This window comes from Streptomyces sp. NPDC097617 (genome assembly GCF_044761485.1).
Lineage (GTDB): Bacteria > Actinomycetota > Actinomycetes > Streptomycetales > Streptomycetaceae > Streptomyces.
Genome location: NZ_JBIWCL010000001.1, coordinates 148,182 through 174,781 on the forward strand (window position 1 = coordinate 148,182; position 26,600 = coordinate 174,781).

Annotated in this window: 21 protein-coding genes; 7 read left to right on the forward strand and 14 right to left on the reverse strand. The window is 72.0% G+C overall.

Annotated elements, in window-relative coordinates:
- Nucleotides 1–30: 30 nt before the first annotated feature.
- The 3 genes from ACIQZO_RS00790 to panB form a co-directional block, all read right to left on the reverse strand.
- Nucleotides 31–882, reverse strand: coding sequence for an ABC transporter permease (locus tag ACIQZO_RS00790; protein WP_403617986.1), 852 nt, complete (start codon nt 880–882; stop codon nt 31–33).
- The gene (locus ACIQZO_RS00795) at nt 879–1,892 is read right to left on the reverse strand and encodes an ATP-binding cassette domain-containing protein (protein WP_403617988.1); all 1,014 of its coding nucleotides are present in this window, start codon (nt 1,890–1,892) and stop codon (nt 879–881) included. The genes ACIQZO_RS00790 and ACIQZO_RS00795 overlap by 4 nt, the downstream gene beginning before the upstream one ends.
- A 120-nt stretch (nt 1,893–2,012) precedes the next feature.
- Nucleotides 2,013–2,891, reverse strand: coding sequence for a 3-methyl-2-oxobutanoate hydroxymethyltransferase (panB, locus tag ACIQZO_RS00800; RefSeq protein WP_403617990.1), 879 nt, complete (start codon nt 2,889–2,891; stop codon nt 2,013–2,015).
- Nucleotides 2,892–3,179: 288 nt separating this feature from the next.
- Here panB and ACIQZO_RS00805 point away from each other — a divergent pair, with 288 nt between their 5' ends.
- A complete protein-coding gene (locus ACIQZO_RS00805) occupies nt 3,180–4,208 on the forward strand; it encodes an endonuclease/exonuclease/phosphatase family protein (RefSeq protein WP_403617992.1) in 1,029 nt (342 codons plus the stop codon).
- Nucleotides 4,209–4,321: 113 nt separating this feature from the next.
- Here ACIQZO_RS00805 and ACIQZO_RS00810 read toward each other — a convergent pair whose 3' ends face one another.
- The 4 genes from ACIQZO_RS00810 to ACIQZO_RS00825 form a co-directional block, all read right to left on the reverse strand.
- Entirely contained in the window at nt 4,322–6,076 is a 1,755-nt protein-coding gene (locus ACIQZO_RS00810) for an NAD+ synthase (RefSeq protein WP_403617995.1), read from the reverse strand.
- 71 nt (nt 6,077–6,147) lie between these two features.
- Nucleotides 6,148–7,326 carry a DUF4352 domain-containing protein gene (locus ACIQZO_RS00815; RefSeq protein WP_403617998.1) on the reverse strand — a complete coding sequence of 393 codons (1,179 nt, stop codon included), beginning with the start codon at nt 7,324–7,326 and terminating at the stop codon, nt 6,148–6,150.
- 140 nt (nt 7,327–7,466) lie between these two features.
- The gene (locus ACIQZO_RS00820; RefSeq protein WP_403618001.1) at nt 7,467–9,077 is read right to left on the reverse strand and encodes a multicopper oxidase family protein; all 1,611 of its coding nucleotides are present in this window, start codon (nt 9,075–9,077) and stop codon (nt 7,467–7,469) included.
- 100 nt (nt 9,078–9,177) lie between these two features.
- Entirely contained in the window at nt 9,178–9,633 is a 456-nt protein-coding gene (locus tag ACIQZO_RS00825) for a hypothetical protein (protein ID WP_403618004.1), read from the reverse strand.
- Between the two features lie 72 nt (nt 9,634–9,705).
- Here ACIQZO_RS00825 and ACIQZO_RS00830 point away from each other — a divergent pair, with 72 nt between their 5' ends.
- Together ACIQZO_RS00830 and ACIQZO_RS00835 are read left to right on the forward strand one after the other, a co-directional pair.
- A complete protein-coding gene (locus ACIQZO_RS00830; RefSeq protein WP_403618007.1) occupies nt 9,706–10,407 on the forward strand; it encodes a DUF998 domain-containing protein in 702 nt (233 codons plus the stop codon).
- A complete protein-coding gene (locus tag ACIQZO_RS00835) occupies nt 10,407–11,417 on the forward strand; it encodes an alpha/beta fold hydrolase (RefSeq protein ID WP_403618010.1) in 1,011 nt (336 codons plus the stop codon). Before ACIQZO_RS00830 ends, ACIQZO_RS00835 begins: the two co-directional genes overlap by 1 nt.
- Here the strand turns inward: ACIQZO_RS00835 and ACIQZO_RS00840 are convergent.
- The 4 genes from ACIQZO_RS00840 to ACIQZO_RS00855 all read right to left on the reverse strand — a co-directional run bounded on the left by ACIQZO_RS00840 (nt 11,402) and on the right by ACIQZO_RS00855 (nt 13,827).
- The gene (locus ACIQZO_RS00840) at nt 11,402–11,821 is read right to left on the reverse strand and encodes a CBS domain-containing protein (RefSeq protein WP_403618013.1); all 420 of its coding nucleotides are present in this window, start codon (nt 11,819–11,821) and stop codon (nt 11,402–11,404) included. The genes ACIQZO_RS00835 and ACIQZO_RS00840 overlap by 16 nt on opposite strands.
- Nucleotides 11,822–11,965: 144 nt before the next feature.
- Nucleotides 11,966–12,688 (reverse strand): DUF305 domain-containing protein, encoded by a 723-nt coding sequence (locus ACIQZO_RS00845; protein WP_403618016.1) that lies wholly within the window; start codon nt 12,686–12,688, stop codon nt 11,966–11,968.
- The gene (locus ACIQZO_RS00850) at nt 12,685–13,383 is read right to left on the reverse strand and encodes a DUF3105 domain-containing protein (RefSeq protein WP_403618019.1); all 699 of its coding nucleotides are present in this window, start codon (nt 13,381–13,383) and stop codon (nt 12,685–12,687) included. Before ACIQZO_RS00850 ends, ACIQZO_RS00845 begins: the two co-directional genes overlap by 4 nt.
- A gap of 57 nt (nt 13,384–13,440) precedes the next feature.
- Nucleotides 13,441–13,827, reverse strand: coding sequence for a hypothetical protein (locus ACIQZO_RS00855; RefSeq protein WP_403618022.1), 387 nt, complete (start codon nt 13,825–13,827; stop codon nt 13,441–13,443).
- Between the two features lie 172 nt (nt 13,828–13,999).
- On the opposite strand from ACIQZO_RS00855, the gene glnA reads away from it, so the two are divergent.
- Entirely contained in the window at nt 14,000–15,361 is a 1,362-nt protein-coding gene (glnA, locus tag ACIQZO_RS00860) for a type I glutamate--ammonia ligase (protein WP_403618025.1), read from the forward strand.
- A 150-nt stretch (nt 15,362–15,511) separates the two neighbouring features.
- On the opposite strand, the gene ACIQZO_RS00865 is transcribed toward glnA, so the two are convergent.
- Nucleotides 15,512–16,687: an HNH endonuclease gene (locus ACIQZO_RS00865; RefSeq protein WP_403618028.1), complete on the reverse strand. Its 1,176-nt coding sequence runs from the start codon at nt 16,685–16,687 to the stop codon at nt 15,512–15,514.
- A 150-nt stretch (nt 16,688–16,837) separates the two neighbouring features.
- Between ACIQZO_RS00865 and ACIQZO_RS00870 the strand changes: the two genes are divergently transcribed.
- A complete protein-coding gene (locus ACIQZO_RS00870) occupies nt 16,838–17,851 on the forward strand; it encodes a hypothetical protein (protein ID WP_403618030.1) in 1,014 nt (337 codons plus the stop codon).
- A gap of 230 nt (nt 17,852–18,081) precedes the next feature.
- On the forward strand, nt 18,082–18,588 hold the full coding sequence (locus tag ACIQZO_RS00875) for a hypothetical protein (RefSeq protein ID WP_403618032.1): 507 nt from the start codon (nt 18,082–18,084) through the stop codon (nt 18,586–18,588).
- A gap of 25 nt (nt 18,589–18,613) precedes the next feature.
- Here the strand turns inward: ACIQZO_RS00875 and ACIQZO_RS00880 are convergent, their stop codons facing one another.
- Both ACIQZO_RS00880 and ACIQZO_RS00885 read right to left on the reverse strand, forming a co-directional pair.
- The gene (locus ACIQZO_RS00880; protein ID WP_403618035.1) at nt 18,614–20,677 is read right to left on the reverse strand and encodes a PIG-L family deacetylase; all 2,064 of its coding nucleotides are present in this window, start codon (nt 20,675–20,677) and stop codon (nt 18,614–18,616) included.
- Between the two features lie 250 nt (nt 20,678–20,927).
- Entirely contained in the window at nt 20,928–23,027 is a 2,100-nt protein-coding gene (locus tag ACIQZO_RS00885; RefSeq protein ID WP_403618038.1) for a PIG-L family deacetylase, read from the reverse strand.
- A gap of 574 nt (nt 23,028–23,601) precedes the next feature.
- Between ACIQZO_RS00885 and ACIQZO_RS00890 the strand changes: the two genes are divergently transcribed.
- The gene (locus ACIQZO_RS00890) at nt 23,602–26,589 is read left to right on the forward strand and encodes a bifunctional [glutamine synthetase] adenylyltransferase/[glutamine synthetase]-adenylyl-L-tyrosine phosphorylase (protein ID WP_403618041.1); all 2,988 of its coding nucleotides are present in this window, start codon (nt 23,602–23,604) and stop codon (nt 26,587–26,589) included.
- The last annotated feature ends 11 nt before the right edge of the window (nt 26,590–26,600 follow it).

A 26,600-nucleotide genomic window follows, 5' to 3' on the forward strand; every position in this document is an offset into this window, starting at 1 on the left:
GACGCGATCCGGAACGGATCGGTCCGCGGATCAGGTCTTCTGGCGGAACTTCCGTACCGCGAGCGGCATGGTGATCGCGGTGATGGCGACCGACCAGGCCAGGGTCATCCACACCGAGTCGCCCACCGGCGCCCCGTTGATCAGTGCCCGGGCGGCGTCGGCCAGGTTGGACAGCGGGTTGTAGTCCGTGAAGGCCTGCAGCCAGTCAGGCATCGTGGTCGGCGGGGCGAAGATCGAGCTGCCGAACTGCAGCGGCATCAGGACCAGCATCGCCATGCCCTGGACGGCCTGCGCGGTCTTCATGGTGAGACCGAGCAGGATGAAGATCCACATCAGCGCACTGCCGAAGACGGCGGACAGCCCGATGGCGAGGAACAGGTCCAGCACCGAGGACTTGATCGACAGGCCGAGGATGAAGCCCACGGCGAGCAGGATCGCGATGGCCACCATCATCCGGCCGAGCTCGACCACGATCTTGGCGAGGAGCACTGAGGACCGGGCGATCGGCATGGACCGGAACCGGTCCATCACACCCTTCTTGAAGTCGTCGTTGACCCCGGTGCCCACCGCCATCGCGATGTTCATGCCCATCATGGCCATCAGGCCCGGGACGACGTAGTTGACGTATTCCGCCTGGTTGCCCTTGCCGGAGATCGCGCCGCCGAAGACGAACACGAACAGCAGCGTGAAGATGATCGGCATGAACAGGACGTCGAACATCGACTCGGGGTCCTGCTTGATCTGCAGGGCGTTGCGGCGCACCAGCGCGCCGATGTGCCGCAGGTTGGCGCGCAGTCCGATCCGGCCCTCGCCGGACCGGCCGTTCACCGGGGCCGGACCGGGCGCCGTCGGCGCGGGCTTCGTCGTGGTTACGGTGCTCATGCCGCGACCTCCTCGGTCTGCTCGGTGGGAACGGAGTCCTCGATGGAGGTCGGCCTCTGGCCGGTGATGGCCAGGAACACCTCGTCGAGGCTGGGCAGGTAGGTGCCGAGGTCGGCGATCGCGTACCCGCGGCCGGCCAGCAGGCCGACGACGGCCGTCAGCTGCTCGTCGCTCAGGATCGGGACCAGCAGCACGCCCTCGTCCGGTACGGCCTGGCTGCCGGCCACGCCGTCCAGCCCGGCCTCGGCCAGCGCGCGGGCCATGCCCGGCAGGTCCGATGCGGACACCGGGCGGATCTTCAGGGTGCGGCCGCCCACACGCGCCTTCAGCTCGTCGACCTTGCCGTTGGCGATGACCTTGCCGCGGTCGATGACCGTCAGCTCGCTGGCGAGCTGCTCGGCCTCCTCCATGTACTGGGTGGTGAGCAGCACGGTGGCCCCCTCGGCGACCAGGCGCTGGACCTCGTCCCACACCTCGTTGCGGGTGCGGGGGTCCAGACCGGTGGTCGGCTCGTCGAGGTAGAGCACGGCCGGGTTGCCGATCAGGGAGGCGGCGAGGTCGAGCCGGCGGCGCATACCGCCGGAGTAGTTCATGGCGGCCTTCCTGGCCGCGTCGGTCAAGGAGAACCGCTCCAGCATCTCGTCCGCGCGGCGGCGGGCGTCCTTGCGGGAGAGGTCGAGCAGCCGCCCGATCATGTAGAGGTTCTCCCAGCCGGAGAGCTTCTCGTCGACCGAGGCGTACTGGCCGGTCAGGCCGATCGTGCGGCGCAGCTGCCGCGGCTGGCGGACCACGTCGTAACCCGCGACGACGGCGGTGCCGGCGTCGGGGGTGATCAGGGTGGAGAGGCAGCGGACCAGCGTCGTCTTGCCGGCGCCGTTGGGGCCGAGGACCCCGAGGACCGTGCCCTCCCGGACGTCCAGGTCGACACCGTCGAGGGCCTTGGTCTCGCCGTAGTGCTTGACCAGCCCCCGCACCTCCACGGCGTTGGGCTTGTTGTCGTTTCGCGTCATGCCCCTATAGGAGCAGCCGCCACTGACAAAGCACCGACAGCCGACCGACAAACGTACGACAGACATACGACAACCCGCCGACACGAGGTCGGCGGGCTGCCGCGGCGATCGCCCGCGCGATCAGTGGAAGGCGTGCTCCGCCTGCGGGAACGTTCCGCCGACCACGTCCTCGGCGAAGGCCCTCGCCGCGCCCGTCATGGTCTCGCGGAGCTGCGCGTACTGCTTGACGAACTTCGGCATCTTCCCGCCGGTCAGGCCCATCATGTCGGTCCACACCAGCACCTGCGCGTCGCACTCGGCGCCCGCGCCGATACCGACCGTCGGGATGTGCAGGGAGCGGGTGACCTCGGCGGCCAGCTCGGCCGGAACGAGCTCCAGCACCACCGCGAACGCGCCCGCGTCCTGCGCCGCCTTCGCGTCGCTCAGCAGCCGGTGCGCGGCCTCGTCGCCGCGGCCCTGCACCCGGTAGCCCATGGCGTTGACCGACTGCGGGGTCAGGCCCAGGTGGGACATGACGGGGATGCCGGACTGCACGATCAGCTCGGTCTGGGCCAGCGAGCGCTCGCCGCCCTCCAGCTTGACCGCGCCGACCCCGGCCTCCTTGACCAGACGGGTGGCGCTGCGCAGGGCCTGCACGGCCCCTTCCTGGTAGGAGCCGAACGGCATGTCGCCGATGACCAGCGCACGGCTCGTGCCGCGTACGACGGCCGCCGAGAGCATGGTCATCTGGTCCATCGTCACCGGGACGGTGGAGTCGTAGCCGAGGTGGCAGTTGCCCATGGAGTCGCCGACGAGGATGACCGGGATACCGGCCTCGTCGAAGACGGACGCGGTCATCGCGTCGTAGGCGGTGAGCATGGGCCACTTCTCGCCGCGTTCCTTGGCGAGGGTCAGGTCGCGGACGGTGATGCGCCGGGTGCCCGTGCCTCCGTACAGGGTGGGTGCGTCCGACGGAGATCCTGTTGCGGGTTCGCGGGCAGGCGAAACGGCAGGCGTCATTGCAACTGCTCCTTGTGTCATCTCGAGGCGCCCTCACGGCGTCCCCGGACTCACCCCCCATGGTGACATCCGGGTGGCCGAAGGCGGAAGTGGTCCGCCGTGCGAGCCGGGACACGGGATCCAATGTGCGCGTTTCGTGACAAGCGGAACCCCCTGCGCACGGTCGTTCGTCCTCCCGGACGTACGACCGTGACAGGCGGTCGTGACGTACGGCACGGAAGGCTCCGCTTCATCGCCTAGGGTCAAGGGGCGGGGACGGAGCGCGAGCACGGCAGTGAGGGCAGTGGTATGGCACAGGCGTACATGACGGAGTCGGGGAACGGCGGCTCGGAACCCGAGCCCTCCGGAACCCGCCTCCGGCGCCGGCTGGCCGCACTGCGCACGGACCCGGGCATCTGGCGGCGCGGACTGGTCCTCGCCGGGATCGCCACGCTGATCTCACTCGTCATGATCTTCCACGCGGACCTGCCCAACGACGTGGGCAACCTCGGCAGCCTCACCGAGACCTTCCTGCCCTGGCTGGGCCTGGCCGTCCCGCTGTTGCTGGCCGGGGCCGTCTACCGCAGGTCCGCGACCGCGCTCCTCGCGATACTGCTGGCGGCCGCGGTCTGGACGAACCTCTTCGGCGGCCTGGTCACCGACAAGTCCGGCGCCGGCGGCAACCTGGCGGTGACCACCCACAACGTCGACGCCGACAACCCCGACCCGCGCGGCACCGCCGAGTCGATGGCCCGGTCCGGGGCCGACATCCTGGCCCTGACCGAGCTCAAGGGCAGCGTCGTCCCCGTCTACGAGAAGGCCCTCGCGGCCACGTACAAGCACCACTCGGTCGAGGGCACCGTCGGCCTGTGGAGCAAGTACCCGATCCACGCCAGCGCGCCCGTGGACATCCGGATGGGCTGGACCCGGGCCATGCGCGCCACCGTCACCACCCCGCAGGGGGAGGTCGCCGCCTTCGTCGCGCACCTGCCCTCGGTCCGGGTCAAGCTGAACGCCGGTTTCACCGCCAACCAGCGCGACGACAGCGCCGACGCCCTGGGCGCCGCGCTCGCCTCCGAACCGCTGCAGAAGGTCATCCTGCTCGGCGACCTCAACGGCACCATGAACGACCGCGCCCTGTCCGAGGTCACCTCGCAGATGCGCTCCACCCAGGGCGCGGCCGGCGACGGCTTCGGCTTCAGCTGGCCGGCGCAGTTCCCGATGGCCCGGATCGACCAGATCATGGTCCGCGGGATCAAGCCGGAGGCCTCCTGGACCCTGCCGCGCACCGGCAGCGACCACCTTCCCGTCGCGGCCCGGCTCACCGTCAAGCCCTGACGGACGCGGGGCGCCGGCGGATGCCCGGCGGATGCGCGGCGCCGACGGACGCACGGCGGGCGAAGGCCCCGGCCGCCCTCCTCGGAGAGGGGCCGGGGCCTTCGCCGTATCCGCTACGCCCGCTCGCGCCAGCCGTTCGTGATGGGCAGCCGGCGGTCCTTGCCGAAGCCCTTCGCGGAGATCTTCGTGCCCGGCGGGTACTGGCGCCGCTTGTACTCCGCCGTGTCCACCATCCGCAGGGTCCTGGCCACCAGCTCCGGGTCGAAGCCCGCCGCCACGATCGCGTCCATGCCCTGGTCGCGGTCCACGTACATGGCCAGGATCGCGTCGAGCACCGGGTAGTCCGGCAGCGAGTCCGTGTCCACCTGGCCCGGGCGCAGCTCGGCGCTCGGCGGCTTCACGATCGAGTTCGCCGGGATCGGCGGGATCTCCTCGCGCTCGGCGGCCGCCCGGTTGCGGTACTCCGCGAGCCGGAAGACGTCCGACTTGTAGACGTCCTTGATCGGGCCGTAGGCGCCCACCGAGTCGCCGTACAGAGTGGAGTAGCCGACGGCCAGCTCCGACTTGTTGCCCGGGGCCATCACGATGTGGCCCTCCTGGTTGGACAGGGCCATCAGCAGGGTGCCGCGCAGCCGCGACTGGAGGTTCTCCTCGGCCAGACCGGTCAGGCCCAGCGAACCCATGTAGGCGTCGAACATCGGCTCGATGGAGACGGTCCGGAAGTTCAGCCCGGTGCGCTCGGCCAGGTCGGCCGCGTCGCCGCGGGAGTGGTCCGAGGAGTACTTCGAGGGCATCGAGACGCCGTACACGTTCTGCGCGCCGATCGCGTCGCAGGCGATCGCGGCGACGAGCGCGGAGTCGATGCCGCCGGAGAGCCCGATCAGCACGGAGCGGAAGCCGTTCTTGCGGACGTACGCGCGCAGGCCCACGACCAGCGCGTCGTAGACCTCCTCGTCGTCGTCGAGCCGGTCGGCGTACCCGCCGGTGACGACCGGGTCGTACGGCTCCACGGGCTCCTCGGAGAGGATCACGCGCTCGATGCGCAGTCCGTCGTCCACCACGCCCTCGGGCGCGTCGGCGCGGGCCGCGGGCAGGTCGAGGTCGACCAGGACGCAGCCCTCGGAGAACTGCGGGGCCCGGGCGATGACCTCACCGTCGGCGGCGACGACGATCGAGTCGCCGTCGAAGACCAGCTCGTCCTGGCCGCCGATCATCGCCAGGTAGGCGAGGGTGCAGCCGGCCTCCTGGGCCCGCTTGCGGACCAGTTCCAGGCGTTGGTCGTCCTTGTTGCGCTCGTACGGGGACGCGTTCACGGAGATCAGCAGCCCGGCCCCGGCGGAGCGGGTGGCCGGCACCCGGCCGCCGTCCTGCCAGAGGTCCTCGCAGATGGCCAGGGCCACGTCGACGCCGGCCACCCGGATCACCGGCTGGGTGTCGCCCGGTACGAAGTACCGGAACTCGTCGAACACGCCGTAGTTGGGGAGGTGGTGCTTGGCGAAGCGCAGGACGACCCGCCCGCGGTGCAGCACGGCGGCCGCGTTCTCGGGGGAGCCGGCCGGGCGGCCCAGCCGGGGCGTGGCCCGCTCGGTGCGGTCGAGATAGCCGACGACGACCGGCAGCTCGCCGAGACCCTCGGCCGCCAGCCGCTCGGCGAGCTCGCGCAGCGCCGTACGGGAGGCCTCCACGAAGGAGCCGCGCAGGGCGAGGTCCTCGACGGGGTACCCGGTCAGCATCATCTCCGGGAACGCCACCAGGTGGGCGCCCTGCTCGGCGGAGTGCCGGGTCCAGTGGACGACCGAGTCGGCGTTGGCGGCGATGTCGCCGACGTGCGAGTCGATCTGATTCAGAGCGAGTCGAAGTTGAGGCACGGGGCCCAGTGTAATCGTCTTTCTGACGCGATGTCCTGGACCCCGCTGGTTTCCGGCGTTGTGACGCCCCGTCAGTCGATGGATCCGGCGTACTTCACGTCGTCGAGCAGGGTCCCGGCGGAGATGTCCGCGGTGATGCCCTTGGTGCCTTCGGGCACCTCGAAGGCCACGACCCCGCTGGCGGATTCGCCCGGGAGGATGGAGCCGCGGATCAGCTTCGGTACGTTGCCGCCGCCGTCGTAGACGGTGTCCGCGGTCATCCCCTGGTCGTCGCGGACGTTGGGCATGGCGTAGATCACCTCGTGCGGCGCGGTCGAGCCGTTGGTGATGGTGACGGTGAGCTGAATCGCGTTCTTGACCTTCTCGCGGGCGACGATCCCCTTCGGCTCGTACTTCTTCGGCGCCGAGAGGCTCACCTTGACGCCGTTCGGGTAGGTGAAGGTCTCGCCGAACGGCAGCGCGCTGGTCAGGCCGGGGACCTGGGAGGGCGACGGGGACTTCGACGGCCAGGGCTCGCCACTGGCCTCCGGTCCGTCCAGGTCGTGGCCCCAGTCCTCGTCCTCGATCTGCTGGTCGAAGCGGTCGGAGGCGTTCTCGACGACCACGGCGGTGAGGAAGAAGCCGCCGACGGAGGCGAGCATGCCGACCACACCGAGAACGGTGCCGACGACGGCCATCGACTTGTTCGGGGCGCCCTTGTCGGCGCGGACGATGCCGCCGATGCCGAGGCCCACACCGACGGCGGCGGTCGCGGCGCCGGCCCAGAACAGGAACGGGATGACCGCGAGGAGGATGCCGAAGCCGCTGACGACGAGGGCGGCGATGGCGAGGCCGTTGCCGGGCGGCTCGGTCGGCGCATAGGCGCCGTACGGGGCTCCTCCGGGGTAGCCGGGGACGGGCGCGCCCCACACGTTGCCGGGAGCGCCGGGAGCGCCGGGAGCGCCGGGAGCGCCGGGAGCGCCGAAGTCCGGGGCCGGGTCGGCCTGAGCGGCGGGGGTGGGCGAGGGCGGGGCGAAGGGCGACGGGGCGGGGGTCTGCTCCGGGGTGACCGCGGCGGGGGCCTCGGTGGTCGCGGCGGGCGTCTCGGGAGCCGTCGGGGCCTCGGGGGCCGGCTCCGGGGCGGCCGGGGACTTCTCCAGCGAGAGCGGCTGAGCGGGCGCCGGTATGGAGTCCGTCTCGGGTATCGGCGTGCCCTCCGGCTCGGTCGGCGGACCGGCGGGGGTGCTGGGCGGGTTCGGCGGGGTGCTCATACCGGCGGCGTCGTCCTTCTTTCGCGACAGTCGTGATCACGGCAAGGGTGCCATGCCCACGACCACCGCCCATCCGAATTCCCGCCCGGCCCGCGCCCCCCCCCCGCGGCCCCCGGCGCCGGGGGCCGCGGGGGAGGGACCTACAGCTGGTAGCCGAGCACCGTCATCATTCCGGACTCCGAGTGGTACACGTTGTGGCAGTGCGTCATCCACAGACCGGGGTTGTCCGCGTCGAAGTCCACCGTCAGTCTGCGGCCCGGCAGGAGGATCGCGGTGTCCTTGCGCGCCCCGCCCGGCTGCTCGCCCAGCGCGAAGGTGTGCCCGTGCAGGTGCACCGGGTGCCACATGGGCGTCGCGTTGGCGAAGACCACCCGGACCCGCTCGCCGGCCTTCACCGGGTGCCGCTGGTCGGGGGTGTACGGCTTGCCGTCGAAGGCCCAGTTGTACCTCTGCATGGAGCCGGTCAGCCGGATCTGCACCGTACGGTCCGGATCGCGCGGGGCGAGCGCGGCCGACTCGGCGGCCCTGAGCGCGTCCGCCATCAGCGGCGGCGCATCCAGCTCGGCCGGCCGGGTCGCGGCCGTGGGCGCCGTCCCCGACCCGGTGCGCAGTACCGCGAGCGCCGACCCCTCCTTGCCCTCGGCCAGCGCGGTGAGCGGGAACACCCCGTCCTTGGCAGTGACCAGGACGTCGTACCGCTCGCCCATGCCCAGCAGCAGTGAGGCGGTCGTGGTCCGCTCCACCGGATAGCCGTCGGTGTGGGTGACGTCGAGCTCGTGGCCGCCGAGGGCGATGCGGAAGGCGGTGTCCCCGCCGGCGTTGATGATGCGCAGCCGGATCCGGTCCCCGGGGCGGGCGGTGAGGACCGACGGGTCGGCCGCCACCCGCCCGTTGATCAGGTAGTGCGCGTAGACCACGTCACCCGCGTCCCCGCCGAGGTAGTCGCTGTGGCCGCCCATGGCGACGTAGGAGCGCTTCCCGCTGCCGCCGGTGGAGGAGGAGGGGGAGGGGGTCCCGCCGTGGGCGGCGTGGGCTCCGGCGTTGCCGTCCATGCCCTTGCGGAGTTCGGCGAGGACGGCGTCCGGGGTGGCGCCGTCCACCCCGTCGATCCAGTCGTCGAGGACCACCACCCACTCCTTGTCGTAGGAGAGGGGCTCCTTCGGGTCCTCGATGATGAGCGGGGCGTACAGGCCGCGGTCCTGCTGCACGCCGGTGTGCGGGTGGAACCAGTACGTTCCCGGGTTCGGGACGGCGAACCGGTACGGGAAGGACCCGCCCGGGGCGATGTCCCGCTGGGTCAGCCCCGGGACCCCGTCCATGTCGTTGCGCAGGGCGAGGCCGTGCCAGTGCAGGGAGGTGGCCTCGGGGAGGTTGTTGGCCAGGGTGAGGGCGAGCGTGCCGCCCGCGGTGGCCCGGACCTCCTGGCCCGGGAGCCGGTCCCCGTACGCCCAGGAGCGGACGGTGATCCCGGCGCCGAGGTCGAGCGGGGTGGCGGTGGCGGTCACCTTGGCCTCGGTGACGGGTCCGGTGGCCTTGCGGGCGGCCTCGGCGGCCCGCACCTCGGGCCCGGCCGGGTCCACGTACCCCTCGGGCACGTCGGCGGCGGAGCCGCCGTGGTTCATCGAGCCGTGGCCGGTGCCGGAGCCCCCGGCGGAACCTGTCGTACCGGAGCAGGCGGTGAGCGGCCCGGAGCCGAGGACGGCGGCCGCGGAGGCACCGAGCACGCTGCGGCGGGTGGGAAGAGAGCGCATGGAAGCACCTCGTGGGTGTGGTGGTACGGACGCATGGGCACGGTTCGGCGCCGCCCCCGGGGCATGCGCGGGCATGCGGGGGCGACGGCCGGGGCCGGGCCTAGATCCGCAGGACCGCCAGCCGGGTGAGGAGCTCGCGGGGGGCGGGCGGGTCCGGACCGCCGCCGGACCGGCCCGGTATGCGGGCCGCGCCCCCGAGCGGCGCGGCCGCGCGCGATCCGGACCGGCCGGTGCCGATGAGCACCACGACGAGCCCCGCGAGCACGGCGAGGCAGACCGACATGGGGTCCATCTCGGTCGCGGGCATCGCGTGACCCCACGAGGGGAGCGTGGGGGAGGGTGCGTCGGCGGCCGGGGCCGCGGTGTGGCGAGTGCCACCGTGCCCGGTCGGGACGGCCGGCCCCGCCGAGGCAACGGAGTGGGCCGGGGGCACGTCCTCCATGGCGTGGGACTCGGTCGGATGGCCCAGGGTGTGCATGGTGACGATGCCCAGCAACAGCGCGGCGAGCAGCAGCAACCGGGCCCCCGGGGCGGCTCGCCGAGCACTGCGCGTCATGACGGGAACCCTACCCGGGGTGGGTATCCGATCGGAGGACCGACCCCGGTTCTGCTTAGGATTAGTAACACTATGTCCCGATACGGACTCTCCCCGCGGACCGCCTGGCCGGTCGCCACTCTGATCGGCCTCGCCGCGGCCGCGTACACCGCGTGGGTGCTCGAAGTCGTCGTCTCCACGGGCCTCAACCCCATCGAGACGTACGTCAGCGAACTCGCCGCCCAGGACCAGCCGCTCGGCGGACTCTTCCGGGCCACCGACTTCACCGCCGGGCTGCTGGCCTTCGCCGGTGGACTGCTGGCGCTCCTGCGGCTGCGCAAGCACACCGCATCGCGCCGCCCCTGGGCCGTCATCGGCTGGGCCGGGGTCACCCTCTTCGGCGCGGCCACCGCCGCCGACGCCTGGCTGCCGCTGAGCTGCACCCCCACCGTGGATCCCGTGTGCGCGGCCCGGGAGACCGCCGGACTGGTCCCCGCCACCCATCAGGCCCACGCCGTCAGCAGCGGCCTCGCCATGACCGGAGCCCTCATCGGCCTGGTGGCCCTCACCGTGGCCGCCCGCCGCTACGGCTGGTTCGCCCCGCTCGCCCGCTACGGCCCCGGGATCGTCATCGTCGAACTGCTCGCCACCGTCTGGACCCTGACCGCGATCGCCCTGTTCACCGCCGGGCGCGGCACCTGGGCCCTCGGCGCCGGCCAGCGGCTCCAGGTGCTGCTGGTGGCGATCTGGCTGGGCCTGCTCGCCTACTCCGTCCACAAGGAGGGCCGCACGTGATGCCGTACCCGAGGCCGTACGCGGCGCTGCGGGCGAGGCCGACCGCGAGCGGTACCGGCGGCCGGTTCGTCCGGGTGGCCGGGGTCCCGCTGCACGTCCTCGTCGAGGGCAGCGGGCCCGTGTGCGTGCTCAGCGCCGGGCTCGCGATGGCCTGGTTCGACTGGGACCCGGTCGTCGCGCCGCTCGTCGCCGCGGGCCGCACCGTCGTCCGCTTCGACCGCCCGGGCCACGGCCTCAGCGGACCCGCCACCGAACCGCCCACCACGGCCGGGGAGGCCCACCGGATCGCCGCTCTGCTGGACGCGTTGGACGCGCTGGGCCGGCCGGGGCAGTCGGGCCGACCGGGGCAGTCGGGTCCTCCCGGGCTCACCGGCTCCGACGCCTCGCGGGTCACCGTCGTCGGGCACTCCATCGCCGGGTTCCACGCCGAGGCCTTCGCCCGCCTGTACCCCGAGCGCACCGCCGCCCTGGTCCTGGTCGACGGCAGCGTCGAGGAGGCCCCCCGTACGGCCGTCCCCGCCCGGCTGCGCACCGCCGCCGCCCGGGCCCTCGGCCGGGCCGTGAGCGCCGCCGGACTGCCGGCCGCGCTGGGGCCGCTGGCCCGGCGCGCCACCGTACGGGCCTCCCGCACCGGCGGCCCCGACCCGGCCGCACGCGACCTCGTACGCCGCTGCTACCGCACCGGCCGCGTCTGGCGCGGCGCCCTGCTGGAGAACTCCCGCTACCCGGACATGGCCGCCGAGCTGCAGGCCCTGCGCCGGGCGCACCCGCTGGCCGCCCCCACGACCGTCCTCGCCGGCCACGACGGCTCGGCCGGCCGCGGGGCCCTGCGCTGGCTGTCCCGCCAGGCGGACCTCGCCGACCTGCTCGGCGCCCGCTTCGAGGTGGCCGAGCCCGCCGGACACCTGGTCATGCTGGACCGCCCGGACGAGGTGGTCCGGGCGGTCCTGGGAACGGCGGGTCCGGCAGGCACCTCTTCGCAGGCAGGGTCGGGTCAGGCGCGCGCGTAGACCTTCTCCACGAAGGTCGCCATCTGGTCGTCGGAGAGGTGCTGGGCGAGGTCGGCCTCGCTGATCATGCCCACCAGCTTCTTGTTCCGGATCACGGGCAGGCGGCGGATCTGATGGCTCTGCATCTCGTCCAGCACGTCCGTGACGTCCGCGCCCGCGTCGATCCAGCGCGGAGTGCCCTGAGCCATGTCACCGCACGTGACCTTCGCCGGGTCGTGGCCCTTGGCCACGCAGTTCACGACGATGTCGCGGTCGGTGAGGATGCCGCACAGCCGCTCCTCGGCGTCGCTGATGGGCAGGGCGCCCACATTCAGCCGGGCCATCAGCTGGGCGGCCCGGTCCAGGGTCTCGGTGGCGGGAATCCACTGGGCCCCGGGGTGCATGATGTCTGCGGCGGTGGTCATCGCTGAACCTCCTGAGCACGCCTTGCGACACCGGGCGCGGACGCGTCCGGCGGGGCGTCCCCGCACGGCGGAATGCGCCCGTACGCCGGAGTAACGCCCGTACGGGTGAGAGGGCGCCTCCCACCACCGTACGGGCGTGTCCCGTCACCCGCGCGGCGCGGCCCCGCGCTGCTCCAGCATGTCCGCCATCAGGGTGAGCTCCGAGCGCTGCGCGTCGACCATGCCCTGCGCCAGCGACCGCTCGACCGGGGTCTCGCACTGCCGCGCACAGCCCTCGGCCATCGTGACGCCGCCCTTGTGGTGGTCGGTCATCAGCTGGAGGAAGAGCACCTCCGCGTCCCGGCCCGAGGCGGCGCCCAACCGGTCCAGCTCCTCCTTGGTGGCCATGCCCGGCATCAGCGCGCCGTTGCCGGCCTCGTGCGCGGCATGCTCGCCGTGTTCGCCCGCGGCGCCCATCCAGGACATCGGCGGCTCGTCGGCCACCACCTTCGGCAGCCCCCACAGGTCGAGCCAGCCGAGCAGCATGCCCCGCTGGTTGGCCTGGGTGTTGGCGATGTCGTAGGCCAGGGTGCGCACCGGCTCGTCCTGGGTGCGATCGCGCACGATGAAGGACATCTCCACCGCCTGCTGGTGATGCACCGCCATGTCCCGGGCGAATCCGGCGTCCGGCGACCGCAGGCCCGGCGTACGGGGCGCCGCGGAAGCCGTCGTACCGGAGCCGGCGCCGCTGCCGCCGTTCGCGGCGGCGACCGTGGCCGCCGCCGCGAACAGCAGGGCCAGCAGGACGGCCGTGCCCGCGACCCAGTACGTACGGGGGACGGGACGGGCCCCGCCGACCGGGCGGACCGGGCGGACCGGGCCGCTCACTTGCCGGCCAGCCCGCTCGTGCAGGCCGCGCCGGGCTCCGGGGTCTGCTCGCCCTGCACGTACTTGGTGAAGAACTGCGTCACCCGGGGGTCGTCCGCGCTGTCCACGGTCAGCTGCTTGCCCCACGCGCTGAGCATGATCGAGCCCGTCTGCTCCTTGATCGGGCTCATCAGCGTGTAGGGGGTCTTGCCGACGGTCGCGGCGAGCTTGTCCACGTCGGCCTTGGGGGCCTTCTCGTTGTACGTCACCCAGACCGCGCCGTGCTCCAGCGAGTGCACGGCGTTCACCTCCGGCAGCGGGCTCTTGTAGACGTCACCGTTGCAGTTCATCCAGCGGGGGTGGTGGTCACCGCCGACCGGCGGGTTCATCTCGTACTTCACCGGGGTCTCGACGTGGTTGCGGCCGAGCTTCTTCGCGTCCCACAGCTGCTCGCCCTCGACCGGCTTCTTGCGGATCTCCTCCGACTCCTTGCGGAGCTTGTCCGCGGCCACCTGCTTGCGCTCCTCGGCCTGCTTCTGGTCGATCAGCACCCAGGTGCCGAAACCGACCAGGCCGACGACGATCGCCGACGCGGCGGTGATCGCGATGGCCTTGTTGCGCCGCTCCCGGATCTGGTCGGCGCGGCGCATCTCGGCTATGCGCGCCTGCCGGGAGTTCGGGTCGGTGTTCTGGTTCCTGCCGGACTTGCTGGCCATGTGCCCTGGTTCCTTCTGCTGAGGGGGGTGGATGAAAGCGAAACCAAACCGGACCTGTCAGGTCCGCAGCACCTGGAGGGCATGCAGGTCGGGGGCGCGCGCCAGAGCCTCGTAGGGCCGGATCCGCGACGCCCCGGCCGCGGGCGCGACGGGCGGCAGCTCACCGCCCGCGACGGTCGCGGCGGGCGGCGGAACGGGCAGCACGCCCGGGGCGACGCGCGCGAGGGGCGAGCAGCCGGGCAGATCGTAGGGAGACACGCAGACGGCATGTGCCGAACCGTGTCCCTGCGCCGCCACCTGGGTACCGGGCGGCACGTGCGACTCGCCCGAGCGCGCACACAGCAGCAGCGCGGCGGACAGCACCCCGAAGACCGTCAGCAGGACGGCACGCCGAAGACCGGGACGTCCGCGACGCCCCGACCGCGTGTGCTGCCGGCCCCCCATGGGCGCAGATGGTAATGCTCATGACCGGCCCCAGGTCAGTGCGGGGGTGCCGCGAGCTTTCCAGGGTGCGTAATGTGGCCGAAACCACGGTTGGTGATACTGGGCGCGCCCGACTGTGACCCGACTGTCGAGGCGGTGGTGCACAGGCCGTCTGAACTGCGAGGATGAAGGCATGGACAAGCAGCAGGAATTCGTCCTCCGGACGCTTGAGGAGCGCGACATCCGCTTCGTGCGCCTGTGGTTCACCGACGTACTGGGCTTCCTGAAGTCCGTCGCGGTCGCGCCCGCGGAGCTGGAGCAGGCCTTCGACGAGGGCATCGGTTTCGACGGCTCCGCGATCGAGGGCTTCGCGCGGGTCTACGAGTCCGACATGATCGCCAAGCCGGACCCGAGCACGTTCCAGATACTGCCGTGGCGCGCGGAGGCCCCCGGGACCGCCCGGATGTTCTGCGACATCCTGATGCCGGACGGCTCGCCGTCCTTCGCGGACCCGCGCTACGTCCTCAAGCGCATCCTGGCCAAGACCTCCGACCTGGGCTTCACCTTCTACACCCACCCGGAGATCGAGTTCTTCCTGCTGAAGGACAAGCCGCTGGACGGGACCCGCCCGGTCCCGGCCGACAACTCCGGCTACTTCGACCACACCCCGCAGAACGTGGGCATGGACTTCCGCCGCCAGGCGATCACCATGCTCGAATCGATGGGCATCTCGGTGGAGTTCAGCCACCACGAGGGCGCCCCCGGCCAGCAGGAGATCGACCTCCGCTACGCCGACGCGCTCTCCACGGCGGACAACATCATGACGTTCCGCCTGGTGATGAAGCAGGTGGCGCTCGAGCAGGGCGTGCAGGCCACCTTCATGCCGAAGCCGTTCTCGGAGTACCCGGGCTCGGGCATGCACACCCACCTCTCCCTCTTCGAGGGCGACCGCAACGCCTTCTACGAGTCGGGCGCCGAGTACCAGCTCTCGAAGGTCGGCCGCTCCTTCATCGCGGGCCTGCTGCGCCACGCCGCGGAGACGGCGGCGGTCACCAACCAGTGGGTGAACTCCTACAAGCGCATCTGGGGCGGCTCCTCCCGCAGTGCGGGCGCGGGCGGCGAGGCCCCCTCGTACATCTGCTGGGGCCACAACAACCGCTCGGCCCTGATCCGCGTCCCGATGTACAAGCCGGGCAAGACGGGCTCCTCCCGCGTCGAGGTCCGCTCGATCGACTCGGGCGCCAACCCCTACCTCACCTACGCCGTCCTCCTGGCGGCCGGCCTCAAGGGCATCGAGGAGGGCTACGAACTCCCGGCGGGCGCCGACGACGACGTCTGGGCCCTCTCCGACGCGGAACGCCGCGCGATGGGCATCGAACCCCTCCCGCAGAACCTCGGCGAGGCCATCGCCCTGATGGAACGCAGCGAACTGGTCGCCGAAACCCTCGGCGAGCACGTCTTCGACTTCTTCCTGCGCAACAAGAAGCAGGAGTGGGAGGAATACCGCTCGGAGGTCACGGCCTTCGAACTCCGCAAGATGATGCCGGTCCTGTAAGCACAGCTCAGAGCCCCATCGGGGCATGCACGACCCTCGGGGCCGTTGGTCGATGACCAACGGCCCGGAGCCGTCTCATGCACCTTGGGCCGTCCTGGGCTGTCCTTGGCGGTCAGCCGCGGAGCGCGGGGCGAGTTCGGCCTGGTTGCCTCAGTCCGTCAAGCCAACCCGTTCCGACCACTTTTCGTACCTCCAGGCAAGCGCCTCCCTGTGGGGCTGACGCGCGAGGTCTCGCAGGTGAGGCGTTGCGATGTGCAGATCCTCGATCGAGGGCCCCCCGGGACGGGTCACGACTTCCAGAGTGTCGGGGTGGATGGCGAACAGGTGGGCGTCGAAGGCTCGGTGGAGCCCGGCGTTGAGAGGGAGCCCATTTCGAGGATCGTCCGAACCGTCCTCCGGTACCGGGCGGAGGTGCGCGGCCTCGATCATCTGCGGTACTGCGACGCCCGTCAGCGGGCAGCGGGGCCCGTATCGCTGGAAGACCCGCAACTTGAATCGAGCTTGGTCGGGGCGGTCCTGGACATTCCGCTGTCGCCGACCTCGGCGGTTGCCTGCCAGCTGAAACGTTTCCTCGTCGGAATCGTCACGCTGCAGAACCGTCCGAGGGGCCTCCTCCCCGTATGTGATGAGGAACTGCTCGCTGCGGTCCTCCCAGCCTTCCACCCAGGCGAGTCGGACGGCCCGGACCGGTGAACTCGGGGTCGGCTTGGCAATGACGAAGACCGGGAGTTTGAGGTCGGCAGCCGTCTTGGTCGCGTCGATCTCCGACGCGTCCCGGCCGGGCTGTCGGCCGGTGTTCGGGTAGTGATACAGAACGGAGTGTTCCCCGAGGTCATCCGGATAGTGGGCGCCCGAGTGCAACACCCCCACCGTGATGCCACCCTCACGAAGGAGCGATGTGCGTCGAGAATCGACCCAGATACCTTGGCCGCCTCCGTAGGCGCCGAAGTCCCTCAATACCTGCGGAGGCAACCGCCCCAGGTCGTAAGAGGATTGCAGGTGGTCCCAGATCGCCAGGCGCCATGTCAGCTCCCCGTCGACCGTAGCGGGGAGGCTGTCCACGATGGAGAAACCGAGCCGCTCCAGCAGCCGATTGCTGTGCAGCTGCCCGCCGCTGATGGTGTGGTCGGCGCGTGCCCCGTGCTGATAGCGGTACGCGACGTTCGCGACGGCCTTGGCGTCGTAGAGTGCGCCGTCGAACTGCAAGAAGTACCGGCTCGCTTCGCTGAAGCCGTGGTCGTCCAGGAAGGAGGTTCGCCCGTTGTCACGGTACTCCTCGAGTGCCTTCTTGACGGATTCCGAGTCGGACAGGATTGGACTGGTCACGCATCCCCCACTTGTCAGCAGCACCGCTACGTAACATACGACATGGCACTGACAGCGGGGCATGGGTCAACTGCCGTTGGGCGTAAGCGTTGACTGCACGCGCGCCGGAAAGGGCAGGCGGCCGTCCGAGAGGCCGGCTATGTTCGCGGCATGACCACTCTTGATCTCGTCCCGGGCATGATCACGACACGTGAGAAGCTCGTGGAGGCGTACGGCGGTTCGAAATACAGCGGGGGTATCGTCCCGGCCAAGAAGTCGAGCATGGTCTTCGTCTACTCCGACCCGGCGGTCGGGGAGAAGTTCGGGTACACCTTCGACGGCCAGGCCGAGGACGACGAATTCGGAACCCTCTACCTCTACACCGGGGCCGGCGGAGCGGGGGACCAGGAGTTCGTCCGCGGGAACAAGACCTTGCTCGACACGGCGGCGAACGGGCAGGAAGTGCACCTGTTCGTTGCCGACAGCAGAGTGCCAGGCAAGAAGGAAGTCCGGCAGCGCTACATCGGGCAGGTGGTTCTCGACCCGATCGAGCCCTACGAAGTGCGGTGGAGCCCGGTGGGGGACGGCGCGTCGCGTCGCATCATCGTCTTCAGACTTCGCCCCGCCGAAGGTGCGGAGCTGTTGCTGTTCGAGCAGGATGCGCTCAAGCCTGCTGCTCACTCCACAGTCATCGAGCTGTCTCTGGAGCAGAAACTCGCGAAGCTGCCCGCTCAGCCCGGGACGAAGGGCAAGAAGACCGAACAGCACAGCACGCCGGAGACGACCGCGAACATCAGGGGCGGCACGCGCAAGGTGCGTCGTCGTGAGGGCCAGCTGGTAAAGGCCTTCGAGTCCTGCCTTGAAGAGGCCGGTCACTCCTTCAAGAGCTTCCAGATCACCATCGAGGGAGAGCCGGGCGCCCTCACGCCCGACGTCTACGACGAGACCGACCACGTCCTGTACGAGGCCAAGGGGCAGACCACCCGCAACAATGTGCGGATGGCGATCGGGCAGCTGGCGGACTACCGCCGGCACCTTCACGACGTCGAAAAGCTCCGCGTCGCGGTGCTCCTGCCCAGCGAGCCGACGCCTGACGTGAAGGACCTGCTTGCCGCCCAGAGGATCGCCCTGGTCTACCAGACCGAAGACGGCTTCGACGGTTTCCCGATACCCGCCACCCCCTGAACCGATTGGCCGAACACTCCGTCGTCGGCCAGCATGGCCGCATGGAAGACCCCACACGCGTGAGCGTCCTCGATCTGAGGTTCGTCCTGCCGCATCCTGCCGCGATCATCGACCAGTGAGCGGAAGTACGGCCGTTGATCGACGGGCGGGACGTACTGGAGGAGATTCACCCCGAGGGTGTGTCCAGCTGCTCCCGGCGGCACTTGTTCGGCCCGGCTGAGGAGGGGCCGTTGGCGGCGTCGGACGGATCGCGCAGGGTCGAGCTGTCGAGCAACGACTGCGTCACCGACTGTTGCGGAGGCGTCTTCGTCACCATCCAGCGGCGGGGCGACCGGGTGGTGTGGACCGACTGGAAGAACACGGACGACATTCGGGTTCCGCTCCCCGCCGACGTCCACTTCGACGCGGCTCAGTACGTCGCCGAGCTGGCGCGTGCTGCGGTGGATGTCAGTTGGGAGGAGCCGGTGGACAGCATCGCCCGGTTGCTGACCCTTGAGCTCGCCGAAGCCGACTGCTTCGAGTGCTGGGACTGTGACGTCGTGAGCATCCGGCCGCAGCGCGCCGGCTCTGCGCGGGTCGAGGTGTATTTCAGCCATCGCGGGGACTCTCAGTCGGTCGGGAACAGCTTCGTCCACGACCTGCCCGTGGCGGGTGACGAACCCGCCGGGGAAGTGGTCCGGCGGTTCGTCGAGCTGGTCTCGGGCAGTGATCCGCGTGAGACGGCCAGGCGGCCGTAGGAGCCTTGGGCGCAGGCGCCGGCCGTCAGTGGACCGCGTGGTGCCAGGTGGGGCGGGTTGGGGTGGTGGGGGTGGTTGTGGTGTGGAGTTCGGCGTCCAGGCCGAGGACGGCCGTTGTGGTGCCCGAGGGTTCGAGGACGGCCGAGGGGGCGCCCGCGAAGAGCATGCGGGATTCCGACCAGGCCGGGGGGCCGCCCAGGCCCGTGGTGCTGATCGTGCCGCTGTCCGCGCGGCCCACCAGCAGGCGGCCCGCGGCGCCGACCGCGCCGTAGCCCGCGCGGCCGCCCGCCTCCGTGACGCTGGAGACCTGGGGCCGGGCCGTCGGGGCCGCCGTGACCAGGGCGGTGCGCACGACCCCCGAGTCGGGGCGGCGGAAGAAGAGGCGGACGCCCGCGCCGTCCGGGGAGGCCGAGAGGGGGACCGTGGTGGCGGGCAGGCCCGTGGGGGCCGGGCCGAGCAGGGGGGCGTCCGGGGCGTGCTGGGTCCAGGCCAGGACGGAGGCGGTGGTCGTGGCGTACACGTGGCGCCGCCCGGCCGAGTCGAGCGCGGTGACCGGGTCGCCCTGCAGGTCCTCGCCGCCGAGGCGGTCCCACGCGGAGAAGCTGCCGTCCTGCCGCTGGGTGCTGGCGCGCAGGGTGCGGCGCGAGTCCCGGAGGTAGACGGTCAGCAGGCCCCGCGCGTCCACGGCCGCCGCGGGGGAGCTGATCGCCGAGGTGCCCTCGTCGTCGCTGCGCTCCGGGGTGCCGAGTGACTGCCACGGGCCGAACGGGCCGTCGGGCGCGGACTGGACGGCGTACACGACCTCGCGCCGGTACTCCGCGGCCGCGGAGCCGAGGGTGGTGCGGGTGGCGAGGACGGCGACGCGGCCGTCGGGGAGGCGGGCCGCGGTGGCCCCGGGGTCGATGCCCGTGCCCGGGAGGAGGTTCGGGCCCGCCCAGTCGCCGCCGGGGTTGCGCGTCCAGTACGCGCTCCGGCCGTCCAGCGTGGCGAAGGCCCACAGGCGGCCGGGCGTTCCCTCCGTCATCCAGGAGGTGCTGTCGGCGCGGGAGTAGCGCAGCGACTGGGCCCAGTTGCGCCCGGTCGGGTTCCCCGCGACCTTGCGGTCGCCGCATCCCGACGGGCTGCCGCAGTAGTCCTGGTGGTCCTGCCAGGCGTAGGTCCGCAGGAAGCCGGTCTTCGTCTCGGCGGTCTGCGGGTCCAGCGAGTGCGGGAGGGTGCTGTTGTGGTAGCCGAGGTAGTTCTGGACCGTGAAGTGCGGGCGGTTCTGGACCCGGTCGGCGTAGGCGGCGGTGGCGGCCTGTACGAAGCGGGCGCCGTACATGTGGTCCTGGTGGTCGGTGTAACGGCCGTTCTCGCCGTACCGGTTGGGCGTCGGGTCCTGCATCCGTATCGTCGTCGGCCGGTAGCGCTCGAGGACCCCGGCTATCGCCTGGACCAGCTGGTCCTTCGTGTACGTGTACGGCTGCTTGACGGGGGTGCCGGAGGTCAGCTGGGAGGCCAGCGCCGGTATCCGGCCGTTCCAGAGGCCGCGCAGGCTCTCGGGGGTGTCGCCGCCGGTGCTGCGGGCCTCCCGCAGCATCAGCCACACCAGGTTGACCTGCGGCTTCGCTATGAGGACGTCGAGCTCGGCCCGGCCGCCCCCGGCGGTGGCCATGACCGTGCGCTTCCAGGCGCTGGTGCGGTCCCCGGTGGCCATCTGCGCGTACGCGGACCGGATGCCGTTCTGCCGGGCCTCCGCGTAGTGGGCGTGGTCGGCGGGCTGTTCGGGGTCGTTGGCGCCGCCGCCGTGGGCCTCGTTGCGGCCGTCGGACTCGCCGGAGGTGAGGTATGCGGTGGTGACCTGGGTGCCGGACAGCAGGGAACGGCTGAGGTCCGGGTTCATGAAGAACAGGTCGTCGTCGGGATGGGCCACGACCTGGACGACCGACCCGGAGGTGACGCTCGCGGGGAGGGCCGCGGCCCGGCTCTTCTCCAGGGTGCCTTCGGCGGCGGTCTGCTGGCCGGTGGCGACGGAGAGCACACCGGTGGCGCCGGCTGTCAGCACGGTGAGCAGGACCGCGAAGCGGCGACGGGTCACGGGCAACGGCATCGGGTCACGCCTTGGTTCGTTCCGGGCGGGAGAAAATCATTGGGCAGTCAGAGAGAGGCAGAATCGGCCGACTTGGTTCACCCGTTTCGCCCGCAACTCGCGATATCCGGAGAAGAGAAAGCGGAGGCCGGTCGTCCCTCTGCCCGTCTCCGGCCCCCCTCTGCCCGTCTCCGGCCCCCCTCCGCCCGTCTCCGGCCCCCCTCCGCCCCCTCCGGCCCTCTTCGCCCGTCTCCTTCCGGCGCCGGCCGTCCTACGGAGCCGTGTTGCGCGGGCCCACCGGCTGCCACGGCGCCAGGTACGCGTTCGGAACATCGGCCGACGAGGTCACGTACAGCCGTGCGTCGAGGCCCAGCACCGCCAGGCTGACCATGCTCCGGCCGGTCATCGTCGAGGAGGGCGCCCCGACGAACATCAGCGGGGACCGCTCCCACGGCCGCCCCGACCCGGCCTCCGAGCCCAGCTGCCCACCCGCCGCGCGGCCCGCCAGCAGGTGCCCGCTCGCCGTCACCGCGCCGAAGCCCTGGAGACCGCCGAGGTCGGTCATCTGGCTCACCTTCAACCCGCCCTCGCCCGTGACCAGCGCGGTACGGACATTGCCCGAGCCGGGCTTGCGGAACCACAGCCGCACCCCGCCCTCGCGGCCCTGCGCGGTCAGCGGGAGCGTGGTGTCCGGTAGGCCGGTGGCCGTGGCCCGGCCCAGCGGGGCTCCCGGCTCCGGCTGCGCCCAGCTCACCACCGACTTGGAGGTGGCGGCGAACACCATGCGCCGCCCGGCGCCGTCGGTGGCGGTGACCGGACTGCCGTGCAGGTCGGAGCCGCCGTACTTCTCCCACGGGCCCCAGCTGCCGTCCGCGTGCTGAACCCGGCCGCGCAGGGTGTACGCGCCGTCGCGGACGTACGCCGCCAACTGCCCGGCGCCGTCGACCGAGACGGCCGGCGCGCTGATGTCGGAGGTCCAGGCCTCGTCCGCCGTCTCGGGGGTGCCGAGCGACTGCCACGGCGTGAACTCCGCGGCCCCCGGGCGCTTCTGGACCGCGTGGACGACCTCGCGCCGGTACTCGGCGGGCTTCGCGCCGAAGGAGGTACGGGTGCCGAAGGCGGCTATTCGGCCGTCCGGCAGGGTCACGGTGCTCACGCCCGGGTCCATGCCCGTGCCGGGGATCAGGTCCGGTCCGGTCCACCGGCCGACGAGACCGGGCCGGTGCCAGAGCGCCACCTGGCCGTCGAGCACCTCGAAGGCCCACAGGCCGAGGTCCTTGTCGGAGGCCAGCCAGCTGGTACTGGTGCCGCGGGCGTAGTTGATGGAGTCCGACCACCGGTTGCCGCCGGGTTGGCCGGAGACCTTGAGGTCGCCGCAGCCGGCGTCGCTCTTGCAGTGGTTCTGCCCGTCGAGCCAGGCGTAGGTGCCCAGGATGTCGAGCTTCTCCTTCGCCTCGTCCGGGGCCAGCGCGCTGGGGAGGGAGCCGTTGAAGTAGCCGACGTAGTTCTGCACGGCGAAGTGCGGGCGGTCCTTGACCTCATGGGCGTAGGCGGCGGTGGCCAGTTGTACGAACCGGGCGCCGTAGAAGTGGTCCTGGTGGTCCGTGTACCGCTTGGTGTCGGGGAAGCGGCCCGGGGTCGGGTCCTGGAAGCGGATCATGGTCGGCCGGTACTGCTCCAGGACGCCGACGAGGGTCTGGACGACCTGGTCCTTGGAGTACGAGAACCTCTGCTTGGCGGGGGTGCCGGAGGCGAGCATCGACTCCAGGCGGGGAACCCGGCCGTCCCACAGGCCGTGCAGGCTGTCCGGGGCGTCGTCGTAGACGGTGCCGGCCTCGCGCAGTTGCAGCCAGACGAGGTTGACCTGGGGTTCGGCGACGAGCACGTCGACCTCGGCGTGGCCGCCGCCCTTGGTCGGGACGACGGTGCGCTGCCAGACGCTGCCGGGGTTGCCGGTGGCCATCTTGGCGTAGGCGGCGCGGATGCCGTTCTGGCGGGCCTCGGCGTAGGCGGGCTTGTTCGGGCGGGTGGTGGCCGCTTTGCCCGCGGTGGCGTTGATGCCGTCGGCCTCTCCCGCGGTCAGGTAGACGGAGGTGACGGTGTGGCCGGCGGATATGGAGTACCGCAGGTCCGGGTTCATGAAGTAGAGGTCGTCGTCGGGGTGGGCGATGACCTGGAACACCCGGCCGGGGTCGGGTGCGTCGACGACGGCGGCCGGGGCGGCGGCCGCTCTGTCGGGGACGGTGGGGGAGCCGAGGCGGTCGAGGGCCTCGTTGCCCCGGAGCAGGAGCATGCTGCCGGCGGCGGTGGCCGCGCAGAAGGCGACGACCTTGACGAGGCCGGCCCGGCGGTGTGCCGCGCGGCGCGTCACGGTACGGCGGGTTCGCTGCGCGGAACCCCGCCCACCTCCGGCCGGGGCCGGGTCGGCGCACCCGGACTGCGACGGCGGCGCCTGAGGGGCCGGTTGAGCCGGCTGGGCCCCGTAGGCCTGCTGAGGGTGATGGGCCTCACGGGGTGGGTAGGCCTGCTGCGGCTGCTGGGGCTGGTAGACCTGCTGGGGTGGGTACGCGTGCTGCTGCTGCGCATGGCCCTGGTACGTCTGCTCCCGCGCGGCCTCCGACGCCGGACCCGCATGACCCGCAGGGCCCCCCGGACCCGCATAACCCCCCGGACTCTGCTGGTCCCAGGCCCCGGGCCCCTGCCAGGAGTCGGACATGTGGCTCCCCCCGGACCCGATCGGCGAGGAGGTTCCTCCATCACACGATAAATATTCTGATAAACCGATAACCCCTGGCATCGTACGTGCCCCGAGTCGAACACCTGCTCAGGACACGCCCTGAGCTGCGCCGCGGCCGGGCCGGGACTCCGCCGACCGGTTCCAGGGCCTAGGCTCAGGAGAAGAGCACGCCAGGGCAGTGGCAGCGACAACCGCGGGAGGCGGCGGGATGACGGTCCCGGGACGCAGGAGCAGCACTTTCATCCGGCTGCTCCGCAGCGGCTTCACCGACCCCTCCGCGGCCGCCCGGCTGCTCGAGGCCGACGCGCTGGCGGCCGTACGCACCGACCCCGTGCTGCTCGACGCCCTCGGCGCGACCGCCGACCCCGACCTCGCCCTCCTCGGGCTCGTCCGGCTCGCCGAGGCCCAGCCGGACGGCGAGCTGCCCGGACTCCTCGACACCCTCGTCAGCGCGAAGCCGCTGCGCGACCGGCTGCTCGGCGTGCTGGGCGCCTCCGAGGCCCTCGGCGACCACCTCGCCCGCCACCCCCGCGACTGGCTCGGCCTCGTCACCTACGAGGCCGCCGACCTGCACCCCGGACTCCCCGAGTTCGAGCGCGGGCTCGCCGACGCCCACGACCCCGTCGCCCTGCGCGTCTCCTACCGCCGCTGCCTGATCTCCATCGCCGCCCGCGACGTCTGCGCCACCATCGACGTTGCCCAGACCGCCGCCGAGCTCGCCGACCTGGCCACCGCCACCCTCCGCGCGGCCCTGCGGATCGCCACGGCCGCCGCCCCCGAGGACGCGGCCCTGTGCCGGCTCGGCGTCATCGCGATGGGCAAGTGCGGCGGCAACGAGCTGAACTACGTCTCCGACGTCGACGTCATCTTCGTCGGCGACGCGGCCCCCGGCGCCGACGAGGGCAAGGCCCTCCAGGCCGCCACCCGCCTCGCCTCGCACCTCATGCGGATCTGCTCGGAGACCACCGTCGAGGGCACCATCTGGCCCGTCGACGCCAACCTCCGCCCCGAGGGCCGCAACGGACCCCTCGTCCGCACCCTCGCCTCCCACCTCGCCTACTACCAGCGCTGGGCCAAGACCTGGGAGTTCCAGGCCCTCCTCAAGGCCCGCGCCGTGGCCGGGGACGCGGCCCTGGGCGCCGAGTACATCGACGCCATAAGCCCGCTGGTCTGGCAGGCCGCCGAACGCGAGAACTTCGTCGCCGACGTCCAGAAGATGCGCCGCCGCGTCGTCGACAACATCCCCGCCGCCCAGGTCCACCGCGAGCTGAAACTCGGCCCCGGCGGCCTGCGCGACGTCGAGTTCGCCGTCCAGCTGCTCCAGCTCGTGCACGGCCGCAGCGACGCCACCCTGCACTCCGGCAGCACCCTCGACGCCCTGCACGCCCTCGCCGCCGGCGGCTACGTCGGCCGCGCCGACGCCGCCCAACTGCACGACGCGTACCGCTTCCTGCGTGCCATGGAGCACCGCATCCAGCTCTACCGGCTGCGCCGCACCCACCTCGTCCCCGAGGACGAGAACGACCTGCGGCGCCTGGGCCGCTCCATGGGCCTGCGCACCGAACCCGTCGCCGAGCTCAACAAGGCCTGGCGCCGGCACGCCTCCGTGGTCCGGCGGCTGCACGAGAAGCTCTTCTACCGGCCGCTGCTCGACGCCGTCGCCCAGCTCACCCCGGGCGAGACCCGGCTCTCCCCGCGCGCCGCCGGCCAGCGCCTGGAAGCCCTCGGCTACGCCGACCCGGCCGCGGCCCTGCGCCATCTCGAAGCGCTCGCCTCCGGCGTCACCCGAAAGGCCGCCATCCAGCGCACCCTGCTGCCGGTGATGCTCGGCTGGTTCGCCGACTCCGCCGACCCGGACGCCGGCCTGCTGAACTTCCGCAAGGTCTCCGACGCCCTCGGCAAGACCCCCTGGTACCTGCGGCTGCTGCGCGACGAGGGCGCCGCCGCCGAGAACCTCGCCCGTGTACTGTCCGCCGGGCGGCTCGCCCCCGACCTGCTGATGCGCGCCCCCGAGGCGGTGGCCCTGCTCGGCGACCCCGAAGGCCTGCAGCCCCGTACGAACGAGGCCCTCCAGCAGGAGGTGCTCGCCGCCGTGGGACGCGCCGAGAACCCCGAGGCCGCCGTCGCCGCCGCCCGCGGCGTGCGCCGCCGCGAGCTGTTCCGGACCACCGCGGCCGACATCATCGGCTCGTACGGTACGGAGGACAACCCGGCCGAGGAGGACCACGGAGCCCTGGTCGACCGGGTCGGCGGGGCCGTCTCCGACCTCACCGCCGCCACCGTCGCCGGGGCCCTGCGCGCCGCCGTCCACAGCCACTACGGCGACACGCTGCCCACCCGCTTCGCCGTCATCGGCGTCGGCCGCTTCGGCGGGCACGAACTCGGCTACGGCTCCGACGCCGACGTGCTCTTCGTCCACGAACCCCGCGAGGGCGTCGACGAACAGGAGGCCGCCAAGGCCGCCCAGAACGTCATCGCCGAAATGCGCAGGCTGCTCCAGCTGCCCACCACCGACCCGCCGCTGCTCATCGACGCCGACCTGCGCCCCGAAGGACGCTCCGGCCCGCTGGTGCGCACGCTCTCCTCCTACGCCGCCTATTACCGGCGCTGGTCCCTGACCTGGGAGAGCCAGGCGCTGCTGCGCGCCGAACCGGTGGCGGGCGACGCCGAGCTAGGGGCCCGGTTCATCGAGCTGATCGATCCGCTGCGCTACCCGGCGGAGGGGCTCGGCGAGGACGCCGCACGGGAGATCCGCCGGCTCAAGGCCCGTATGGAGTCGGAGCGGCTGCCGCGCGGCGCCGACCCGACCCTGCACACCAAGCTCGGCCGCGGCGGCCTCAGCGACGTCGAGTGGACCGTCCAGCTGATCCAGATGCGGCACGCCTGGGCCGAACCGGGCCTGCGCACCACCCGCACCCGCGAGGCCCTCGCGGCCGCCCACGCGGCCGGGCTGATCCCGACCGAGGAGGCGCAGATCCTGGACGAGGCCTGGGTACTGGCGACCCGGGTCCGCAACGCCGTGATGCTCGTACGCGGCCGCGCCGGGGACACCTTCCCGACCGAGGCCCGGGAGCTGGCGGCCGTGGGCCGCTACCTCGGATACGCCGAGGGCACGGTCGGGGAGATGCTGGACGACTACCGTCGCATCACCCGCCGTGCCCGGGCGGTGGTGGAGGAACTGTTCTACGGAGGCTGAACGGCCTTCGG

What these genes read in the sequence shown, in the direction of transcription:
- ACIQZO_RS00795 (WP_403617988.1), bottom strand. Translation starts at nt 1,892, where the DNA reads ATGACGCGAAACGACAACAAGCCCAACGCCGTGGAGGTGCGGGGGCTG.
- ACIQZO_RS00830 (WP_403618007.1), top strand. Translation starts at nt 9,706, where the DNA reads ATGTCCCGATACGGACTCTCCCCGCGGACCGCCTGGCCGGTCGCCACT.
- ACIQZO_RS00815 (WP_403617998.1), bottom strand. Translation starts at nt 7,326, where the DNA reads ATGAGCACCCCGCCGAACCCGCCCAGCACCCCCGCCGGTCCGCCGACC.
- ACIQZO_RS00850 (WP_403618019.1), bottom strand. Translation starts at nt 13,383, where the DNA reads ATGGCCAGCAAGTCCGGCAGGAACCAGAACACCGACCCGAACTCCCGG.
- ACIQZO_RS00790 (WP_403617986.1), bottom strand. Translation starts at nt 882, where the DNA reads ATGAGCACCGTAACCACGACGAAGCCCGCGCCGACGGCGCCCGGTCCG.
- ACIQZO_RS00825 (WP_403618004.1), bottom strand. Translation starts at nt 9,633, where the DNA reads ATGACGCGCAGTGCTCGGCGAGCCGCCCCGGGGGCCCGGTTGCTGCTG.
- ACIQZO_RS00870 (WP_403618030.1), top strand. Translation starts at nt 16,838, where the DNA reads ATGACCACTCTTGATCTCGTCCCGGGCATGATCACGACACGTGAGAAG.
- ACIQZO_RS00820 (WP_403618001.1), bottom strand. Translation starts at nt 9,077, where the DNA reads ATGCGCTCTCTTCCCACCCGCCGCAGCGTGCTCGGTGCCTCCGCGGCC.
- ACIQZO_RS00855 (WP_403618022.1), bottom strand. Translation starts at nt 13,827, where the DNA reads ATGGGGGGCCGGCAGCACACGCGGTCGGGGCGTCGCGGACGTCCCGGT.
- ACIQZO_RS00805 (WP_403617992.1), top strand. Translation starts at nt 3,180, where the DNA reads ATGGCACAGGCGTACATGACGGAGTCGGGGAACGGCGGCTCGGAACCC.
- panB (WP_403617990.1), bottom strand. Translation starts at nt 2,891, where the DNA reads ATGACGCCTGCCGTTTCGCCTGCCCGCGAACCCGCAACAGGATCTCCG.
- ACIQZO_RS00880 (WP_403618035.1), bottom strand. Translation starts at nt 20,677, where the DNA reads ATGCCGTTGCCCGTGACCCGTCGCCGCTTCGCGGTCCTGCTCACCGTG.
- ACIQZO_RS00835 (WP_403618010.1), top strand. Translation starts at nt 10,407, where the DNA reads ATGCCGTACCCGAGGCCGTACGCGGCGCTGCGGGCGAGGCCGACCGCG.
- ACIQZO_RS00890 (WP_403618041.1), top strand. Translation starts at nt 23,602, where the DNA reads ATGACGGTCCCGGGACGCAGGAGCAGCACTTTCATCCGGCTGCTCCGC.
- ACIQZO_RS00840 (WP_403618013.1), bottom strand. Translation starts at nt 11,821, where the DNA reads ATGACCACCGCCGCAGACATCATGCACCCCGGGGCCCAGTGGATTCCC.
- glnA (WP_403618025.1), top strand. Translation starts at nt 14,000, where the DNA reads ATGGACAAGCAGCAGGAATTCGTCCTCCGGACGCTTGAGGAGCGCGAC.